General features: G+C 51.1%; 17 protein-coding genes. 6 read left to right on the top strand and 11 right to left on the bottom strand.

The features are described from left to right. Positions 1 to 1,134 precede the first annotated feature (1,134 nt). From fsa to dctP, 4 genes are all read right to left on the bottom strand, one after another. Positions 1,135 to 1,788: a fructose-6-phosphate aldolase gene (gene fsa, locus MXMO3_RS04670; RefSeq protein ID WP_027834850.1), complete on the bottom strand. Its 654-nt coding sequence runs from the start codon at positions 1,786 to 1,788 to the stop codon at positions 1,135 to 1,137. Positions 1,789 to 1,842: 54 nt separating this feature from the next. Beyond that, positions 1,843 to 3,138 (bottom strand): TRAP transporter large permease, encoded by a 1,296-nt coding sequence (locus tag MXMO3_RS04665; RefSeq protein ID WP_117395108.1) that lies wholly within the window; start codon positions 3,136 to 3,138, stop codon positions 1,843 to 1,845. Next, positions 3,135 to 3,698 carry a TRAP transporter small permease gene (locus tag MXMO3_RS04660; protein ID WP_117395107.1) on the bottom strand — a complete coding sequence of 188 codons (564 nt, stop codon included), beginning with the start codon at positions 3,696 to 3,698 and terminating at the stop codon, positions 3,135 to 3,137. The genes MXMO3_RS04665 and MXMO3_RS04660 overlap by 4 nt, the downstream gene beginning before the upstream one ends. Positions 3,699 to 3,804: 106 nt before the next feature. After that, positions 3,805 to 4,797, bottom strand: coding sequence for a TRAP transporter substrate-binding protein DctP (gene dctP, locus MXMO3_RS04655; RefSeq protein ID WP_117395106.1), 993 nt, complete (start codon positions 4,795 to 4,797; stop codon positions 3,805 to 3,807). 317 nt (positions 4,798 to 5,114) lie between these two features. On the opposite strand from dctP, the gene MXMO3_RS04650 reads away from it, so the two are divergent. The 4 genes from MXMO3_RS04650 to MXMO3_RS04635 all read left to right on the top strand — a co-directional run bounded on the left by MXMO3_RS04650 (position 5,115) and on the right by MXMO3_RS04635 (position 10,093). Beyond that, positions 5,115 to 6,764 carry an FGGY-family carbohydrate kinase gene (locus MXMO3_RS04650; protein WP_117395105.1) on the top strand — a complete coding sequence of 550 codons (1,650 nt, stop codon included), beginning with the start codon at positions 5,115 to 5,117 and terminating at the stop codon, positions 6,762 to 6,764. Positions 6,765 to 6,768: 4 nt separating this feature from the next. Next, complete coding sequence (locus tag MXMO3_RS04645) at positions 6,769 to 8,373, top strand: fucose isomerase (RefSeq protein WP_117395104.1); 1,605 nt, start codon at positions 6,769 to 6,771, stop codon at positions 8,371 to 8,373. A 45-nt stretch (positions 8,374 to 8,418) separates the two neighbouring features. Beyond that, entirely contained in the window at positions 8,419 to 9,300 is an 882-nt protein-coding gene (locus MXMO3_RS04640) for a dihydrodipicolinate synthase family protein (RefSeq protein WP_117395103.1), read from the top strand. Between the two features lie 118 nt (positions 9,301 to 9,418). Beyond that, positions 9,419 to 10,093 (top strand): GntR family transcriptional regulator, encoded by a 675-nt coding sequence (locus MXMO3_RS04635; protein WP_027834857.1) that lies wholly within the window; start codon positions 9,419 to 9,421, stop codon positions 10,091 to 10,093. Between the two features lie 73 nt (positions 10,094 to 10,166). On the opposite strand, the gene MXMO3_RS04630 is transcribed toward MXMO3_RS04635, so the two are convergent. The 3 genes from MXMO3_RS04630 to MXMO3_RS04620 are packed head-to-tail and all read right to left on the bottom strand — an operon-like array spanning position 10,167 to position 12,443. Further along, positions 10,167 to 10,544, bottom strand: coding sequence for a nuclear transport factor 2 family protein (locus MXMO3_RS04630; RefSeq protein ID WP_117395102.1), 378 nt, complete (start codon positions 10,542 to 10,544; stop codon positions 10,167 to 10,169). 31 nt (positions 10,545 to 10,575) lie between these two features. Continuing rightward, complete coding sequence (locus MXMO3_RS04625) at positions 10,576 to 11,493, bottom strand: DMT family transporter (RefSeq protein WP_117395101.1); 918 nt, start codon at positions 11,491 to 11,493, stop codon at positions 10,576 to 10,578. Further along, positions 11,493 to 12,443 (bottom strand): glutathione S-transferase family protein, encoded by a 951-nt coding sequence (locus MXMO3_RS04620; protein ID WP_117395100.1) that lies wholly within the window; start codon positions 12,441 to 12,443, stop codon positions 11,493 to 11,495. Before MXMO3_RS04620 ends, MXMO3_RS04625 begins: the two co-directional genes overlap by 1 nt. 108 nt (positions 12,444 to 12,551) lie before the next feature. Here MXMO3_RS04620 and MXMO3_RS04615 point away from each other — a divergent pair, with 108 nt between their 5' ends. Beyond that, positions 12,552 to 13,493 carry a LysR family transcriptional regulator gene (locus MXMO3_RS04615; RefSeq protein WP_117395099.1) on the top strand — a complete coding sequence of 314 codons (942 nt, stop codon included), beginning with the start codon at positions 12,552 to 12,554 and terminating at the stop codon, positions 13,491 to 13,493. A gap of 288 nt (positions 13,494 to 13,781) precedes the next feature. Here the strand turns inward: MXMO3_RS04615 and MXMO3_RS18625 are convergent, their stop codons facing one another. Genes MXMO3_RS18625 through MXMO3_RS04600 form a run of 4 tightly spaced genes read right to left on the bottom strand, consistent with a single transcriptional unit; the run spans position 13,782 to position 15,615 of the window. After that, positions 13,782 to 14,015, bottom strand: coding sequence for a hypothetical protein (locus tag MXMO3_RS18625; protein WP_162889133.1), 234 nt, complete (start codon positions 14,013 to 14,015; stop codon positions 13,782 to 13,784). A 3-nt stretch (positions 14,016 to 14,018) separates the two neighbouring features. Continuing rightward, a complete protein-coding gene (locus MXMO3_RS04610) occupies positions 14,019 to 14,483 on the bottom strand; it encodes a hypothetical protein (protein ID WP_117395098.1) in 465 nt (154 codons plus the stop codon). Next, the gene (locus MXMO3_RS04605; protein ID WP_117395097.1) at positions 14,483 to 14,851 is read right to left on the bottom strand and encodes a hypothetical protein; all 369 of its coding nucleotides are present in this window, start codon (positions 14,849 to 14,851) and stop codon (positions 14,483 to 14,485) included. Before MXMO3_RS04605 ends, MXMO3_RS04610 begins: the two co-directional genes overlap by 1 nt. Positions 14,852 to 14,877: 26 nt before the next feature. Next, positions 14,878 to 15,615: a hypothetical protein gene (locus MXMO3_RS04600; RefSeq protein WP_117395096.1), complete on the bottom strand. Its 738-nt coding sequence runs from the start codon at positions 15,613 to 15,615 to the stop codon at positions 14,878 to 14,880. Positions 15,616 to 16,100: 485 nt separating this feature from the next. Here MXMO3_RS04600 and MXMO3_RS04595 point away from each other — a divergent pair, with 485 nt between their 5' ends. Beyond that, positions 16,101 to 16,358: an Arm DNA-binding domain-containing protein gene (locus MXMO3_RS04595; protein WP_117395095.1), complete on the top strand. Its 258-nt coding sequence runs from the start codon at positions 16,101 to 16,103 to the stop codon at positions 16,356 to 16,358. Positions 16,359 to 16,419 lie beyond the last annotated feature (61 nt).

Genomic DNA, 16,419 nt, shown 5'->3' with positions numbered 1-16,419 from the left:
TTAATTATATAGTCAAAAATAATATTCATATATAGGAATATCAATTATTTTTAAAATTTATATTATAAATTAATATATAAAAGAAATTAATATTACAAACAATCTGAAATAGTTCAAAAACATGGGTTTTATATTTAAAAGTGTATGTTTATACAAAAGCCCAAATATAACAAGCAAAAGACAATACGCACTTTGGGGCCAAGCCTGCTAGATCGTCAGCGCATTAAATCTAAATGGCAACCTTCGTTGACCAGCGTCGCTGTACCTCCGATGGAGTACAGATAATCACTGGCAGAAGACAAACACGCCCGATGAAAAGCTTCAAAGCATTCAGCATAAAACTATGAGCGCAGTTCTGGTGCAAATATTACTATTTAGCCCAAGTGCCACGAATGTCGGCTAATGGGAGGTTCCAATCACCTGAAATGCTCAGCCCCCACGTTAAGTACTCACCATATTACATCCTATTCCTGTTCTAAAGGAATTCAGATCCGGGCCAATTCAATGGGGTCGTTTGTTGGTAGTTTTGATTCAGCCCTACGCGGCCAGCAAATCTTCGTCGCCCAGGGATTAGTATGAAGATGTCAAACAAAACCAAGGCGATCCGCAACCCGATTATCCATGCAAAAAGGAGAAGTATAAGCTTGAACAAACTAAGGAGCTTGCTCCCCCAATTAGATAAACCCCATAAAACCAAAGCTAAAAAAACACAAAATAGAATAACGTTGTCAAAGCTAAACAACACCCACATTCTAGCGCGACCAAAGATCGGCACAGCTGCGCGCCCGCCAAGTTAGCTGAACTGCTTAGAGAAGTCCCAGAAAAGACCCCGCATCATCGAGAGAAGGCCGCCATTGCGCGCCACCAGACACTCGGCGCCATAGCTCCGCTGAACAAAGGGTTATGAGTTGCGACGGGAGGTTAGACAACGTTTGTGCCCCACACAGATGCCGACCAGCCCGTGTGGGGTTACTTGATATGACTAGCTAAGCAGCTTTCTATTGAAACCAATCAAAACTGCTAGGAAAAACCGGCATTTGGGTCCGAACACCGCTCGCACACCATTTTTCAATCACTCAACTAATCTATTGCATCTAATCCAATGCTTAGTCAGCCTTTAGTATTCGACTTCAACTAAAGGATTGATTGACCGGTTGATTTCCAGTCATTGACGAAGGCTTCAAGGCCTTTTGCGGTCAATGGATGTTCAGCCAGTTTGCGGATCACCGCTGGTGGAATGGTCGCCACATCAGCACCCGCAAGCGCGCTATCGCTCACATGGTTGGCTGAACGGATAGACGCCGCCAAAATTTCGGTTTCAAAACCGTAATTGTCATAAACCGTGCGGATATCTTCGATCAGCTGCATGCCATCCAAATTGATGTCATCCAAGCGGCCAATAAAGGGCGATACATAGGTTGCGCCAGCTTTGGCGGCCAACAGGGCTTGGTTGATGGAAAAGCAAAGGGTCACATTTGTTTTCACGCCCTTATTGGTGAAATAGCGACAGGCTTTCAAACCATCCATGGTCAAAGGCAGTTTGATCACGACATTGTCGGCCAGTGAGGCGAGGTAATCGCCCTCTTTCACCATGCCATCATAGTCTGTGGCGGCCACTTCGGCAGAAACAGGACCGTCAATCAGGTCACAAATTTCCTTCACCACTTCAATAAAGTCACGGCCGGATTTGGCGATCAGGCTAGGGTTGGTGGTGACACCATCCAAAAGGCCAGATTCATTGAGTTCTTTGATTTCAGCGACTTCTGCTGTGTCGACGAAAAATTTCATATCCGCTCCATTACATTTCGAAATGATACATTAAAAACACGCCACCTTAAGCGCCTATCCGGCATAGCCGAATAGACGTGGCAGGGTTAAGACAAGCTCTGGCCAAAGCACCATGCACAACAGCGCGAAGAGCAACGCACATAGGAACGGCCAAACCTCGGCGATGATCTCGGACAGCGGGATACGAGAAACCGCTGATATGACGAACAGCAACACCCCATAAGGTGGCGTGATCAACCCGATCATCGAGTTCACAACCGCCACGACCCCGAAATGCACCAGATCGATTCCCAACTCCCGGCAGGCCGGTATAAACAAAGGAATGATCACCAGAATAATCGTGGTCGCGTCGAGCACACATCCCAGCAACAGCAATAGCAGGTTGACGCTCAGTAAAAACAGCAATGGATCGATATCCAGACCCACCAGATGCTGCGCCAAAAGCGTCGGTATATTCTCGGAGGCGACGACATAATTCAAAATGAGGGCGCCACCGATCACCAGACCAACCGCCGCAGACGAGCGCGCACTGTCTACTAGAATATTCAGCAAAGATTTGAATGTTAAGGTCCGATAAAAGAGCCCGGCCAACACCAAAGCGTACAATGCCGCGACAGCCGCTGCCTCGGTGGGCGTGGTCACGCCGCCATAAATACCATAGAGCAGGATCGCGGGCATCAGCAGTGCCGGGAAAGCATTAAAGGTTTTGGCTGGCAACTCCCGCAAGGGTGTCGGTTCCTCAAACGCAAATCCACGCCTTTTCGACAGATACCAGTTCATCAGCATCAAGACGCCGCCCATAAAGAGGCCAGGCACGATGCCGCCCAAAAACAAATAGCCAATGGATGTATTGGACACCAAGGCATAGAGCACCATTGGAATGGAGGGCGGAATAATGGGCCCGATGGTGGCCGAGGCTGCGGTGATCGCCGCCGCATATCCGCGCGTGTAATGACCACTCTTGGTCATCATTTGAATGATGATCTTGCCAATACCCGCCGCGTCGGCCACGGCAGAACCTGACATGCCCGAAAAAATGAGCGATGCGACGATATTTACATGTCCCATGCCGCCGCGGAAACGACCGACAAGCGCCACGCAAAAGGCCAGAAGCCTGTCGCTGATCGAGCCGGCATTCATGATGTTGGCGGCGACAATAAATAGGGGCACCGCCAGTAGGACAAAACCTTGGTAAAGGCCGTCCATTAACACTTTGCCTGCCACGCCCATACCGGCGCCACTCACCAGCAAATACACGCTAACGGCGATTAGAATAGACAGACCAATCGGCGTTCCGATGCCTGCAAACAAAACAAGCGTCGAAATACACAGGATGAATTCAAGGGTCATTTTTCGGTACTATCCTGAACTGACACGACATGATCCTCAGCGCCAAATCGGATGGCTTTGTACGCTGCCCAACCATAGCGGAGCGCAACAACGGCAAGGAACAAAATGTAAATGGAATAGATGTCTCGCATGCGCACCCAATCGCCAAAAACAGCGCCCAGGCTTGCGGTCTTTTTAAGCCTCAAAATCGCAAATTTGGACCAGGTGGGTTCAATCGAAAACAGCAAGACCAAGCAAATTACTGTGCTTGACAGGATGACGATCCAGCGCCGGATTGCAGGGCTGACCATGTTAAAAAGAATGTCAAACCTGACATGGTCGTGTTGGCGCACCACAAAGGCATTTCCCCAGAACACTAGCCAAACCCAGAGAAAGAGGCAAAATTCCAACGTCCACCCAAAATTGGATGGGGTGAGAAAGGGGAAGAGTTCAGCCAACCAGTCCAAACGGGCCGAATATCGGACAAAAATTTGCAATATGAACGTCAAAAACATCGCAGCCATCATGAGGGCAGCGACGGTTTCGGCGAACTTCACAAATGCGGCGTAAATCTGCCTCATCAAACTCTACCTTGGACAAATGCATCCACCCGGGTGGATAAGCATTGTAATTAGACACTATCGAGAGAGGCGTATTAAACGCCTCTCTCCACACTTTGAAAGTGGATTAATTTCCAAGCGCGTTGATTTCGGCCAGAACGCCTTCAGGCCAAGACTTGGCAAACTCTGAGCCCACATACTGGGCTTGAACGTGCTCCCGGAACGCTTCTAGATTTGGCTCATAGATTTCCAAACCTTCAGATTCCAGAAACGCCACAAGATCAGCTTCTTTTTGCAACTGCTTTTCACGTGCGCTTGCCGCTGCGGCATCAGCTGCTTCTTGCATGGTCGCCTGCTGCTCTGGTGTCAGGGCATCCCAAGCCGCTTTTGACAGCGCCACATAGTTCAGATCGACTAGATGCGATGTCAACGCGATTTGATTGGTCACTTCATAGAACTTGGCATCAACCACGGTCGGCAAAGGATTGTCCTGGCCGTCAACGGAGCCAGTCTGCAAGGCTGTATACACTTCAGTGAAAGCCATTGGTGTTGGGTTTGCCCCCAATGCCTTGCCCAGGAACTGCCATGCATCGGTGCCCGGCATGCGCAGATTAATGCCAGCAAGATCGTCAGGCGTATTCACGGTCAGCTCTTCCTTGGTCTGACGCAAATTGACATGACGACGACCCAGATACATCACAGTCAGCAGCTTAACGCCAAGCTCTGCTTCTGCTTTTTCCTTAAACGGATCCATCAAAGGATCGTTGAACACCCGCACCTGATGCTCGGCATCCTGATGCACATAGCCGGTTGCAAAAATAGAAAACTCAGGGAAGAACTGCGCGAGTTCCTGCGCTGAGGCAATCGACATTTCCAAGTCACCTGAGGCAATCGATTCGAGCTCCGCGCCCTGCTTGATCAAAGAACCATTATAGTGCGGTTCATATGTCGCAAAGTCTGCAACTGCTGGCGCAAAAATCTCTTCCAGGGCCACAGAACGCTGATCAGTGTCAGACGCTGGTGTGGACATCCGCAGCGTAATTTTATCCGCGGCCAGCGCCGGGCTGACCAAAGCTGCAGCTGTTAACGCCAACGCCACACGGCGAGTAAATTTCATCATTGATAGGTCTCCTCCAAACAATTTTCACCGCGATTTCTCATCGCGGCAAGTCCTTGAACCCTTCTGATCGCATTGATCGAGTTCGGTTAACTGAGATATCCCCAGCCGATTTCAAACCGGACTGAGACATCGCAACCACGCTCTTTTCGCCGATCTGCCTTAGCTTGCGGGGTGCGCAATTTCTAAAGCGGTAAAGGCAATGTCCCACGCGATTTCGCCCAAGTTGTTACAATTAAGTTGCGTGATGTCAAGGTAACATGTTACATCGATCTTACAAAATTGATTGATTATTTAGCTGAAGTAACGGGTAACCAAACATGACCAATCGCTTTTTTGCCGGCATCGATGTTGGCACAGGCAGTGCACGCGTTGGCCTTTTTTCTGAATCAGGCGAGCTGCAAAGCACAGCGTCAAAAAACATCACCATGTGGCACCCGCAGCCCGACTATGCAGAACAGTCCTCAACCAACATTTGGGCTGCAATCTGCCACGCCATGCATGCCGCACTAGAAGAAGGCGGCATATCCGCGGCGCAAGTCTGTGGAATCGGTTTCGATGCGACGTGTTCTTTGGTGGCGGTCGATGAAAACAATGCCCCTGTGACCATCAGCCCGACCGGCGAGGATGATCGCAACATCATTGTTTGGATGGATCATCGCGCGACCGCCCAGGCCAAGCGCATTGAGGCGCTAAACGATCCGATCCTGCAATATACCGGCGGCAAGATCTCTCCTGAAATGGAAGTGCCTAAGCTTTTGTGGCTGAAAGAAAACATGCCGGAAAGCTTTGGCCGCATCGCGCACTTTTTCGATCTCCCCGATTGGCTGGTGCATCGCGCAACCGGCACGTTCGTGCGTTCACTATGCAGCACCACCTGCAAATGGACCTATGAATCGCCAAAGGGCACCGAGGGAGAGGGCTGGAGCGAATCCTTTTTCGCCGCGCTCGATTTGGATGAGGTTCTAGAAGACAATGCCCGCAAAATTGGACAGCACTTTGCTCAGCCTGGCACAAGCGTGGGCGAAGGACTGAGCGAACAAGCCGCAGCCGAACTTGGCCTACAGCCGGGCACGCCGGTCGGCACGAGTTTGATTGACGCTTATGCAGGCGCTCTTGGCACGCTGGGCACCGAAACCACTGGCACTGATGCCGGGCAAGGCGAAAAACTCGCGCTGATTTCCGGCACCTCTGCCTGCCACATCGTCACCACAACAGACCCGGTATTTGTGCCCGGGGTGTGGGGACCATATTTTTCCAGCCTGACGCCAGAACGTTGGGTCAATGAGGCCGGACAGTCTTTTGCCGGCGCCCTGATAGACCGAATTATTGCGGGCCATGCGGCGGCACCTGAGTTGCGTGAGAAGGCTGAGGCCAACAACACCAATATCTACACAATCTTGCAGGCCGAACTGGAGGCGCTGTCCGGTGAGGAAACCCAGACCCATCTATTGACGTCAGATTTGCATGTGCAGCCGGACTTTTTGGGCAATCGATCCCCTTTGGCCGATCCAACGCGTAAAGGGGCGATTGTTGGTCTCACACCACAAACTGATCTGGCCAGCCTTGCCCGGCAATATCTCGCAACGCTGCAAGCCCTCGCCTATGGCACCCGTCAGATCATCGAGCAGCTCAACGATAAAGGTGTAGGAATCGATACCATCGTGGTGAGCGGCGGGCTGGCACAAAACAAACTGTATTTGCGCGAACATGCCGACGCGACGGGATGCACGATTTTGGTCCCCGAGACCAAAGAACCTGTTTTGCTGGGGAGCGCCATGTTGGGCGCAATGGCAGGCGGACAGTTCAACTCATTAGAGCAAGCCATGAAAATGATGAGCGGTGGCGCCGCTCAAATATCACCGCGCGGCACAGCGGTACGCCGCTACCATGACGCGAAATATCAAGTGTTTTTGAAAATGCAATCCGATTACGCCGCTTACCAGGCATTGATGCAGTCCGAGGAGTAAAGCCATGAGCACACCCGAAATTCTTTTATTCGCCAGCGGCGATTTGCGCGAGAGTGCCAACCAGACCTGCTGGGCAGCTCAAGCTGAAATGGAAGCCGCACTGACCAAAGTGCTGGAAGAAAACGGCTATGCTGTGAAGCGCGCGCACCCTTTTAAAGCGGACAAGGGTCATGGTTTTCTTGCATCCCAACGCGAAGGTATGGACGCATTTAAAGACATTGATCCGAATGCGCCGATCATAGTGGCGGAAGCTGTGTGGCAATATTCCCACCACGTTTTGCCCGGATTAATCCATCATAAGGGGCCCATCCTGACCGTGGCCAATTGGTCAGGCACATGGCCGGGCCTTGTGGGGATGCTCAATCTCAACGGCTCTTTGACCAAGGCCGAAGTGCCCTACTCAACCTTGTGGAGTGAAAATTTTGATGACGATTTCTTCAAAAACAAGCTCGCGGACTGGCTAAAAACCGGGCAGATTTCGCACGATCTGTCCCATGTAAAGCCCTTCCAACCGCAAAATGCCTCCTCACAATCCCAACAGATTGCCGATGAGTTGAGCAAAAAAATACTGCAGGACAAGATCATTTTTGGCGTCTTCGATGAGGGATGCATGGGCATGTATAACGCCATTATCCCGGACGCCCCGCTTGCCAAGATGGGCATGTTTAAGGAACGCCTTTCCCAATCAACGCTTTATTATGAAACCCAATGCGTCGATGAGGCCGAAGCCGCGTCTGTTTTCTCCTGGCTAAAGGAGAAAGGTATGAAGTTTCATTTTGGCTCTAACCCAGAAACGGATTTGACCGAGGCGCAAGTGCTCGAGCAATGCCGCATGTACATCGCGGCCTGTCGCCTTGCAGACGACTTTGGTTGCGATGCGATTGGCATCCAATATCAGCAGGGCTTGAAAGATCTCCTGCCCGCCTCCGACCTTGTAGAAGGCATGCTCAACAATGACGACCGGCCCGATGCGCCAGATCGGAATGGCGCACCAATTCGGCCCGGCAAAGCGATCGTTCATTTCAATGAAGTGGACGAGTGCGCTGGCGTCGACGGCATTTTGACGAATTTAGTACACCGCACGCTGGGGCAGCCCGTAGAGACAACGCTCCACGACATCCGCTGGGGCGACCGCGACCACAGCAACACCCATGATGACTTTATTTGGGTCTTTGAGATTTCCGGCGCCACACCGCCAGCGCATCATATTGATGGCTGGCAAGGCACTGAAAGCTACCGCCAGCCCCCCATGTATTTCCGCCTTGGCGGCGGCACCATGAAGGGGGTTGCAAAGCCCGGCGAAATCGTCTGGTCCCGCATCTATGTTGTGGGCGAAGACCTGCATATGGACATCGGTGTGGGCAGCGTGGTGTCGCTACCAGCGGCTGAAACCAAGCGCCGCAGTGAAGCGACCACCCCTGAATGGCCAATCATGCATGCCGTCCTCGACGGCGTCGGCCGCGATCAACTCATGGCAAGCCACAAAGCGAACCACATTCAGGTGGCCTACGCCAATTCCAAATCCGACGCCATTGAGGCCGCCACTGCAAAAGCATGTTTGGCCACAAAACTGGGCATCACCGTGAATTGGTGCGGCACCCAACAATAGCGACACCCACGCCACAAAGGCGCAAAAGAATAACGAAAGAATACAATGACAAAACGAGATATCTTTGGCCTATATGCGGCCATGATCACCCCATTTCAGGCTTCCGGCACGCCCGACATTGATCGGGCGGCACAGCACGCAAAAGCGCTCATTGATGAAGGATGCGATGGCGTAACGCTTTTTGGCACAACGGGCGAAGGCTATGGCATCAGCGCGTCTGAGCGCCATGAAGTTCAGCAAGCGGTTCGCGAAGCGCTAGGGCCTGATACGCCGATTTGCGTGGGGGTTTTGTCCAGCGATGCCGCAGGCGCTGCGGATCAAGCGCTATCTGCCTATCGTGATGGCGCAACGCACCTCTTAATGGCGCCGCCCTTTTTCATGAAAGGGGTAACTGATGATGGATTGTTCAACTGGTTTAGCGATGTGTTTCAGCGCATCGGCGCGCAATGCAAAAACATCATCATGTACCATATTCCCAGCCAAACAGGCGTGCCGCTTTCGTCAGATTTGATTGCAAGACTTCGGACAACCTTTCCTGACACCATTGTGGGCATCAAGGACAGTTCAGGGAACTGGGAAGCGACGCAAGATTATCTGGCAAACCACGGTGATCTTGCCGTTCTTGTGGGAGACGAACGTCTTTTGCCCAAGGCCATGGCCCATGGCGCCCAAGGGTCAATCTGCGGCACAGCCAATTTTATGCCCGCGCGATTGCGCCAGATCATTCATAACGGCGACCAGGGCGAAATTGTCTGCAAGGTCGTCGACCTTGTGGTTGCCAACCCGGTCAACCCCGCCGTAAAGCTTCTCACAGCCCATGTTAGAAATGATGCTGAGTTTAAACGCGTGAGAGCACCGCTGGTTGAATTGCCCACCAACGTCGGCGAGCAGCTGATCCGTGAATATGACGCCCTCACCATTGATTGATGGGGACACCGCAAATACTATCGGCAAATCCGTGTGTCCGTTGCCAAAAACGGATTTGTTGTCAAAGATCAGGCTTTTGGTACACGATATAAATGTTTAACCAGATGAAGGCTTCAAAGTGAACAATAAAGCACCAGGCAATCTACGCGAACAGGCCTATGGAAGCTTCACGGAACATTTGCTCGCGCGATCCCTTCGCCCCGGACAGTTCGTTTCACAACGTGAGTTGGTGGAGCTGACCGGACTGGGGCTAGGCGCCATTCGAGAATTGATCCCCCGTTTGGAAGCCGAGGGCTTGATAAAGACCGTGCCCAAGCGCGGCATGCAGATTGCCCATGTTGATCTCAATCTTATTCGAGATGCATTTGAGTTCAGGATATTTATTGAAACAGAAGCCACCGCTTTGTTCACCCAAAGAGCAAGCGATGCTGACATTGAGCGACATGATCAGGAACACCGCGCCATCATCGCCGAATGTGAAAACGCGGCCGCGCATGAGGGCATTCAGCCCGAACTGGTGGCCAGGGCTCAAGCGATCGACTGGGGGTTTCACCACGCCATTGTTGATGCTTTGGGCAACCGGATCATCGGTGATGCCTATCGGGTCAACATGATCAAAATCAGGCTGATCAAACAAGAACAAACCCAATTGAACAATGCCGTGATTATCCCCACGATGAAGGAACATCTCGGCATCATCGACGCCATAAAATCCCGCGACCCGGCAGCAGCCGACGCCGCGATGCGCCAACATATCGTCAGCGCCCTCCACCGCGCCATCGAACAACGATAAGCACAACATACGGCGAACAAATCGGTATTTGGTGCCCCCATCGGCGACCGGATATCGCCGATGGGGCGTTTTGCTAGAGACCCGAAATGTCGACATAGACATAATAGTCAATGATTTTAGCGCCGTTCAGTCCAAGACGTGCAGCAAAAGGCACCTCGTGGGTACTTTTATCCTTTCGCGTATAATGCACGCGCCCTTCGCAAAAGACGGTGTCGCCGCTTGACCAAATGCCAGTAATGGTATGGTGCATGGCAAGGATGGTTTCAAAAAAACCGACATTGGCCTCTTCCACCGCATCCCGGCCGGAAATCGCATCGAAATTGCCGAGGCGAAATTGGACGTTCTCATCGACCAGCGCGACAATGTCGGTTGCATTCATGGCATCGACCGCCGTGTAGAGTTTGGCCACGAGTGGCGTGTGGGGTGACTGAGTATCTGTATCAAGTTGCATGTGTAGTCTCCTTTAAGTGGGTGAGGTTAGGTCAGACCTTGCGCGGCTGCCGTAAGCGGGAAAATGAGAGGTGGCCATTGGTGATCATCAGGCCCAGAAACAGGACCAGAAGCGAAAGCATGAGGGGCAAGCCAATCGGTTCGCCAAATACCAAGGCGCCAAATACAATGCCGAAAAGCGTGGCAAAATAGCCGACCTGTGCGAAGCCCACCCCATCGGTGCGGCGCTGCACTTCAAAGGTCAGGATATAGCTGAAGGCCGTGATCAACCCGACACCGGCGATCGAAATGAATGCGCCTGATGTTGGTATCGGCGTTTGGGCAAATTGGCCGGTAAAAAGCATAATCCCGCCAATCAAAATCAACTGCAATGCCAATGTGCCCATCGCCAAACCCATAGGATCGGCGTTTGGCGGATAGGTGCGGCTGCGAAACACATTGCCCATGGCCAATAAAACGGGTCCCAGCATCGCAAGGATGATCCAGTGGACGGCCACGCCGGACAGGTCAAACCCGCCCAAAGTGGCAAAACTGATCCCCGCCAGACCAATCAGAATGCCGATCAACCGATGAACATGCGGCATACGCCGCTCCACCAAAGCTGTGATCGCAAAAGTGAATAGTGGTGACAAGGTCACCAAGGCGGCATAAAATCCCGTAGAAATATAGCCCAACACCGCGTAAGCAATCAGGGCTGGCCCGCTTATGCCCAAAAGACCTGCGCCCAGATAATAAACCAGATATTGCCAGCCCAAGGGCGGGCGCTGGCCGCTGACGAGCGCCAGCACAAACAGGGCCAGACAGGCAAAGGCAAGTTGCCAGAACAGCGCCATCTGCGGCGCAAGGCCTGCCATGGCAACAAATTTTGACAGCAAAAAGCTGACACCAACCAACGCGCCGAGGGCAATGATCAAAGCTGTTGGGGGCAAAGATTTAATGAACTGAGGCATTAGGCTGCTCCTGTTTGTTCGCCCATCGTCACATGACGATTTGCAGGCCCCTTAGGGATGATCCCATGTGGATTTAGGTGGCGATGGCTGAGGAAATAGTGTGTCCGGATATGGGGCAGATCGATTGTGGACCGCACGTCCGGCAATTGCGACATATCGGCAACATAGCGCGACAGCGCGGGGTAATCGGAAAGCCGATGCTGATCAATTTTGAAATGGGTAACATAAACCGGATCAAAGCGTTGCAATGTCGGGAAGAGTTTCAGATCAATTTCTGTCAGGCGCGGGCCGGTAAGATATCGGCGGGTAGCGAGCCGTTCCTCCAACTTATCCAGTGTGGCAAATATACCTTCAACGGCTTCATCATAGGCTGCCTGGCTGGTGGCAAAGCCGGCGCGATAAACCCCGTTGCGCAACGGGGCCTGAATCAGCTCGGCAAGCTGGTCAATTTCACGTTCCAGCGCTACCGGGTAAAGATCCGGACCATTAGGACCGGCAAAGATTTGGGCCAAATTTCGCATCATGTCGGCAGAATCTGTGCTGACAATCTCGCCGCTTTTCTTGTCTATCAAAATTGGCACCGATATCGCGCCAGTAAAGTCCGGCGCCGCCCGCTGATAGACCTGATAGAGATAGAGATCACGCGGCACACCGCTCGCGTCGTCAAACATCGTCTGATCAATGACCCAGCCCTGCTCTGCGCTAATGGCGGCCATCCAGGTAACCGATACGACCTCGTCCAGCTTGCAAAGACGGCGCACCAAATCCACGCCATGGCACCAGGGGCAAGCTTTTGACAGATAGAGATGATAGCGACCGGGTTCAGCAGGAAATGGCGCACCAGGATCTGCTTCAATCCAACGCCTGAATTGACTGGGCAAACGCTGGAAATGTCCGTCGGGCTGGGTCGGTTTTTCGCGCAAAACCCCATTAATAAGCATTTTGGTCATGCTCGTCTCCTTCACTTTGATGGAAGGACACTATTCCGTTTACCAATTGGCGATAATCGGCTAGTTTCGAAACTTATAGGTGAGAAAAAGTTGACGACGAGAGTGTTTATGACCGAAATAGGCGCCATACCGGTTTTTGTTGCCGTCGCGGAATGCAAGGGCTTTGCCGCTGCCGCACGGCGGTTGGGAGTCACCAAATCTGCCATCAGCAAGCGCATCGGCGCGCTTGAGGCACATCTGAGCACCCAGCTATTCCATCGCACAACCCGAAACATTTCCCTGACCGAAGCCGGCGAGATTTATCTTGCCCACGCAGTGCAGGCGCTCGATTCAGCACAAGAGGCGGAGGACGCCGTAGCCGCACTGCACGGCCATCCGGTTGGGCATCTCAGAATTAGCGCCCCAATGTCATTCGGTCGGCTACATGTCGCGCCGCTTTTGACAGAGTTTCTGAGCACCTATCCAGATATTACGCTGGAATTGACCATGGATGACAAGATAACGGATCTGGTGGAAGCAGGTCTGGATATGGCGCTGCGCGCGGGCACTTTGCCCGATTCCGCTTTGATTGCACGCCGGTTGGCGCCAATTCACTCTGTTTTGGTGGCCGCCCCCCATTATTTGGAAAAGCACGGAAACCCGCAGCACCCTGAGGAGCTTATAAGACATAATTGCCTGCATTATGCTTATTCGCGAGATCCGTTTGAATGGCATTTATTTGGCCCAGAAGGCTCAACGCATATTCGGACCAAGGGCTCATTGCAAGCCAACAATAGTGAAGCATTGTGCACCGCACTTATTGCCGGATTGGGCATTGGCCGCCTTCCCACATTTATCGCAGGCGCACACCTCGCGGCCGGTCGATTGGTTCATGTTCTGCCTGAATATAGTTTCCCGAAACAAGCGCTTTACGCAGTTTTTCCAGAGCGCCAAAATATGCCGATGAAAGTACGCGCTTTTGCCGATTTCCTGGTGAATAAAATCGGCAAACAGCAGCCATACTGGGATATCGAAGCGGAAACGCGTGGCAAACCAGATATCGCGAACTAGTGTTCTTCAACATGACTGCACTAGAATAGGCAAAAGCTTTTCAATACATTGTAAGCGCTATTCGAAAGGTGCCTTTTCGCATCGAGCCAGCTGCAAATAAGGAAAATTTTGGTAGCGGGAGAGGGACTTGAACCCCCGACACGCGGATTATGATCTAGGCTGGGAAGTGTGGCTGCTTGCCCCACGCCTATTCAGGCTGATTCACCAACAGATTGAACATATTTAGAAATCGCGACCCAATCCGTTTCAGTAGGGCCCAACATATCGCATCCAAATTCATCGATTGTGTCACCCCGTTGCAACCCAGCCTTCGAAAAACGAATTCGCGCTCACGAGCTCGATATTCGACGCACAAGCAAATCTACCAGCTCCTGTCGTCATGTATTCAAGAACGGAAATCGGGTCAGTTGTAGAAGTCGCATCGGGACCACGCAACAACGAGCCATTAGATAGATCAGAAGGAGGTGTGTTTTGTCCGTATAGATATAATGAAATAACTTCTTCAATTGTTGGCAACGCCATGACTTATCGTTCCTTTGGATCTCTAGTAATTTTTAAAGTATGATCAACAATGCCGACACGACCACTTCCATCGGTAAATCGAATTTGCCCCTCATCTGCAAAACGCGTTTTTACGATGACACCAACAAATCCGCACTTGCCCTCAACGTTGCGCTCCCACCACGTTAACGGATGACGACCGGCCCCATCGATCAAAGCGTCTGGGTAATAACGGCAACAATCTGGGAAATCGTCTAAATATTCGGCCGCGCTGTCATACGGAAAGCCTTTGTACCTTTTACCTTCGTGAGGAACAGACGCAACCTTACTGTTTACGACAAAGAATTCGGCAGTGTTCATTTTGACCTGGTCAACGTCGATTGCGTTGCACTGAAGGAAGAAACCAACACCGCGGGCGCTGACAAAAATAACCCCGACGAGAACAGTTGCCACAAGAATGACAAGTTGGGGGCGAACTCTAAGCATCATTACACTTCACAATCGAACAAAATCTGAATTGGACATTCAACCGCTTTGGTACCTATATCAGTTGCCAGTACTTCTATAGCGATGTCATTGGATGCTTGCTGGAGATCGAACGCAGTCGAATTCGACTGGCATCGGTAACTGCATTGAGCAGCTGTATAATTTCTAATGAAGTCTGAAAATGCACCTACACCTCTGTTTACGTCGGCTGCGCCTTCGAACCAAATGAGCGCCTCCTTTTGAGCGCCCTCTAAGGGGGTACCTCCTCCATCTGTGGCGTAATTTACGACAAGATCATACGCATCGGCATATCGCTCTTCGTCACGTGCAGCTATAATATTGCTCAGTTGGCTTTCAGTAAAATTAAACACTTCAAATTCCTATGGTAAACATTTCTTTAATTAGTATTAGAAAAACTGCGTATAAGCGCATTTATAGATGCATTCAGTTCCGGAAATTCGTTAAGAGAATAAATCCTGCCCTGCCAGTTACCGCGGTATCCTGGGTCAATTATAAAACTCGTTCGCGATTCAAAGCCTGGGATTTCGGTTTTTGAATGCAATTCACAACCTACAACCCCAAAGAAAGACTCTTCGCAAGCTGCCCAATAGTTTACAGATGTTGAGTTCTTGGTGAAAGAAAACAAATTGAATTTGCTATGCGCAACATTACGTCCCACTTTAATAAATCGTTCACCACCAAGTTCAATTTCGGATTGTTGGCCTTCAAACGGTTCGTCAGTGTTCAACCGGAAATTGCCCATTGCAATTGATAGAACCGAAACACCACTCAACAGGTTATATGTATCATCCTCCGAAATGAATTCCATCGAACTGTTGTTAAGGATCACGCTGGAAACTTCTATTGGCTCGTCAGATTTAGAGTGGCAATAAACATGCCGCAACTTTCCCTCATAATGATCAGAGAATTTTCTTTCGGGTTTCCGTTGCCCATACCGCACGATCAGGCTTGGCGAATAACGACCTGGGATTTCCATCAGCGTTTCACCAAGTTTAATCTGAATAGGGTCGGCGATTTCGCATGATTGCTGGCGGCCAAACTGGTAAGTGCCGAATGCAGTTGCCGACACGGCGGCCACCACAAGCAATGCCAGGACAGTGTTGCTAGCACGCATCACAGTTCCCCTCACTATCCGACTTGCCAAACGTCTCAAGTCTATCGGAAAAACAGCATTTCAACGTAGGCAACGAATGGATTTTGATAGCCGGGGAAGACAATGAAAATCTAGGACTTTCGAGGTAATAACCCACAATGGCAAGACACAAAAACACCTACAACAACCCAAAAACGGCAAATAAACATCATTTTAAAAATTCGTTAAACAAATCGCGATTTGCGAGAGCGCTGTCAAGCCGCTAAAATCTTTATATCTTTTGGTAAATTTTACACGGCAATCTCAAACGCGGACATACATGGCCCAATCTTCATATTACACAGATCAACAACGCAAACGCAATCAGGCTGCGTTGTCTGCAGCCGCGCGTACCTCAAAACTGGATTTGTGCCTTAAAACGGTGGATACACTGCATCTTTGTACGCGATCAACCTACCCCAAACCATACCCTGACACGCGGATGTCTTTTGCCTTAATTTGTGGGCATGAGAAAGAAGCTAACCACAAAAACCATTGATGCGCTACCTGCTGCTGTAGGTAAGCGGTATGAAGTCCGCGATGAGCTTTTGACTGGCTTTATGGTCAGGGTGTCGAGCGTCGGCAAAAAGGTATTCTACCTCAACACGCGTATCAATGGCCGAGCACGACGCATTAGAGTTAGGGATTATCCATTGATGTCGCTTGAAGAAACCCCTCAGCGCGCCCAAAAGCATTTTGCGCGACATTTCTATCGGCGCGTATAAAAACAGCGCTGCTGGCTCACCTGAGCGCCGCGCAGCCACAAAAGCAGTTTCGTTCAAGAGA

It is taken from the genome of Maritalea myrionectae (assembly GCF_003433515.1).
GTDB lineage: Bacteria > Pseudomonadota > Alphaproteobacteria > Rhizobiales > Devosiaceae > Maritalea > Maritalea myrionectae.
The sequence above is the reverse complement of the archived record's forward strand: the minus strand, read 5'-3'. Positions and strand labels throughout refer to the sequence as shown.